The following is a 201-nucleotide window of genomic DNA, read 5'->3' as shown; positions in this document are numbered from 1 at the left end:
CATCGGCTCCATCAACGGCGAATGAAACGCACGCGACACCCGCAACACCCGACTCCGACGCCCACCACCCACACCCTGCACACCAACACCATCCCCGTCCACGCCGTCCACGCCATCCACGCCATCCAGGCCCTGCAGGCCCTCCACCACCGCAGCCACCCCCGCCGCCTCACCCGACACCACCACCGACCGCCCACCATT

At 69.2% G+C, this 201-nt stretch carries 1 protein-coding gene; it reads left to right on the top strand.

Going from position 1 to position 201, the window contains the following annotated elements:
• Window positions 1–21: 21 nt before the first annotated feature.
• The coding region (locus tag ACLQ2R_RS39800) for a hypothetical protein (RefSeq protein ID WP_425966584.1) at window positions 22–201 on the top strand (180 nt) is incomplete at its 3' end.

The sequence above is a fragment of the Streptosporangium sp. DT93 genome (genome assembly GCF_049844535.1).
GTDB lineage: Bacteria > Actinomycetota > Actinomycetes > Streptosporangiales > Streptosporangiaceae > Streptosporangium.
Note: the sequence above shows the minus strand (reverse complement) of the source record. Positions and strands in the feature narration are given on the sequence as shown.